Genomic DNA, 2335 nt, shown 5'->3' with positions numbered 1-2335 from the left:
CTTGATCCAGTCCAGGCGCTGGGCCTGCTCGCGCCAGAAGCCGTCCGGGTTGATCACCGACTGCTGGTACATGGCCTTGTAGGTGGCCTCGTCGGTCAGGGTAGTGGCCGCGACCTCGGGACGAACGGGATACAGGGGAGCCGCACTCATCAGGTTTACCTCGGTGTAAGAGTGATTGTCAGGTACATCGACTGATCGCACCGGTCAGATCCGGAAGCGGCTGAGCAGGCGGTCCTGCTGGCCCACATGCTCGACCATCACCGAGCACTGGCTGACCTGCTGCTGCGCACCGCCGGACACTTCCAGGCCGATGTCGCGAATATTGGTGGTGTTGCGGTTGATCTCTTCGCTGGTGGCGCTCTGCTGCTCGGCTGCCGCGGCGATCTGCAGGTTCATGTCGTTGATGCGGTAGATCGCCTCGCGGATGCGGCCAAGGGTTTCATTGGCCGCGTTGGCGTCCTCGGCGGTCTTGCTGGCGGCATCACGGCTTTGCTGCATGCGCGTCTGGGCCTGGCGCACCCCGGCCTGCAACTGGTCGATCATCAGGCGGATCTCCTGGGTCGACTGCTGGGTGCGCGAGGCCAGCGAGCGCACCTCGTCGGCCACCACCGCGAATCCGCGCCCGGATTCCCCGGCACGCGCGGCCTCGATCGCCGCATTGAGCGCGAGCAGGTTGGTCTGGTCGGCGATGCTGGTGATTACCGAGAGGATCGACTCGATACTATGGCTGAGGGTGGACAGCTCGTTGATGGCCTGGCCGGTGGTGTTCATTTCCTCGGCCAGGCCATTGATCGCACCGGTCGAGCGCAACACCAATGCCACGCCGTTTTCGGTTTGATCATGTGCCGCCACCGCAGCCTGGGCGGCGGCCTGGGCATTGCGCGCCACGTCCTCGGCGGTGGAGGCCATTTCGTTCATGGCGGCGGCCAGTTGGTCGAGCTCCTGCAATTGCAGTTGCACACGGCTGGCCGCCTGGTTTGCCTCGTGAGAGGTGGCCGTGGTGCTCTGGCGCACCTGCTGGGACGTCTGCTGAACATCGCCAATCAGCGCCTTGAGGTTGCCCAGGAACTGGTTGAACTCCACCGACACCAAAGCCACTTCATCATTGCCGGACACCGGTAACTGACGCGTCAAGTCACCGTTGCCACGGTTCATGTCGGCCAACGAGGCCTTGAGTCGGTCCAGCGGCAACAGCAGACGCCGTACCAGCAACCCGAGCACCAGCAAGCTCAGGAGCACCCCCAACGCGGTGCCAGCGGCCGCTCGCCAGCTCAGTTGGTGACTGGCGGCCATGACGATGCCTTCATCCAGCACCACGCCGATGTACCACTGCATGCCCTTGAGATTGGACAACGGAATGAACGACACCAGCAGGGACTTACCCTCCACCTCGATCGCCTGAAGCTGGCTTTCCAGGGCCGGCTGGGCACCGCCGAACAGCGCGCTGTAGGGCTTGCCGTTGAACTGGGCATCAGGGTGGGAAATGATGTTGCCGTTCTGGTTCAGCAGGAAGGCGTAGCCCGCGCCGCTGAAGTCCAGGGTATTGATGGCCTCGGTGACGGAGTCCAGGTGGATGTCGCCGCCCAGCACCCCGGCGAAGCGCCCGGCATCGGTGATTCGGCTGACCGCCGAAATCAGTACCTTTCCGGTGGAAGAGTCCTGATAGGGCTCGGTCAGCACCGCCTGACTGCTCCCCTCCCCGGTCGCGTACCACGGCCGCGTTCGACCGTCATAGCCCGGCTTGGGCTTCCAGGCATCCAGGTTGCCGATGGGCTTGCCATCGACCTGCAGGGCACCGAACACCAGTGCGAACTCCTGCTTCAGCAAAGGTGCGTCGGTGATGCGCTGGATGTTCTGCGCACTGGCCTGGCTGTCGAGGGTCTGAACCGTCAGGTCCATCAAGTGCAGCTTGCCGTTGAGCCAGTTCTCGATCTGCCGGGCAACGGCCGTGCTCGACTCGAGAATGCTTTCTCCAGTTTGCGTGCGCAGCACCGTGCGCACCTGGCTGACCTGGGCCAAGGACAACAGGCTGGTGGTGATCAACAACACACAGGCAGCGGCAAGGCTGACCTTGTAACGGATTTTCATCGAAGCTCCAAAGGATACGCATGGGACGGTGACGCACCCTTTCGCGGGTAACCCCGCCCCCACAGGGGTTGTGCAACGCCTGTGGGAGCGGGGTTACCCGTGAAAGGGTTGCAGCGCAGCCTCAAAAGACCCGCTTAGAAGAAGCCCAGCGGATTGATGTCGTAGCTCACCAGCAGGTTCTTGGTCTGCTGATAGTGGTCGAGCATCATCTTGTGGGTTTCACGGCCGACACCGGACTTCTTGTAGC

At 63.0% G+C, this 2335-nt stretch carries 2 protein-coding genes and 2 pseudogenes; all 4 read right to left on the bottom strand.

Annotated elements, in window-relative coordinates:
- On the bottom strand, nucleotides 1-150 hold a 150-nt coding region (locus ACNFCH_RS25765; protein ID WP_416743232.1), incomplete at its 3' end, for an acetyl-coenzyme A synthetase N-terminal domain-containing protein.
- 54 nt (nucleotides 151-204) lie between these two features.
- Nucleotides 205-723 (bottom strand): annotated as a pseudogene (locus tag ACNFCH_RS25760) (methyl-accepting chemotaxis protein); the annotation flags it as partial.
- A 339-nt stretch (nucleotides 724-1062) separates the two neighbouring features.
- A pseudogene (locus ACNFCH_RS25755) lies at nucleotides 1063-2088 on the bottom strand (cache domain-containing protein); the annotation flags it as partial.
- 134 nt (nucleotides 2089-2222) lie between these two features.
- Nucleotides 2223-2335: hypothetical protein (locus tag ACNFCH_RS25750; RefSeq protein ID WP_223685201.1), on the bottom strand; the 113-nt coding region annotated here is incomplete at its 5' end.

The sequence above is a fragment of the Pseudomonas sp. NY15354 genome, assembly GCF_048068075.1.
In the GTDB taxonomy this organism is placed as follows: domain Bacteria; phylum Pseudomonadota; class Gammaproteobacteria; order Pseudomonadales; family Pseudomonadaceae; genus Aquipseudomonas; species Aquipseudomonas guariconensis_C.
The sequence above is the reverse complement of the archived record's forward strand: the minus strand, read 5'-3'. Positions and strand labels throughout refer to the sequence as shown.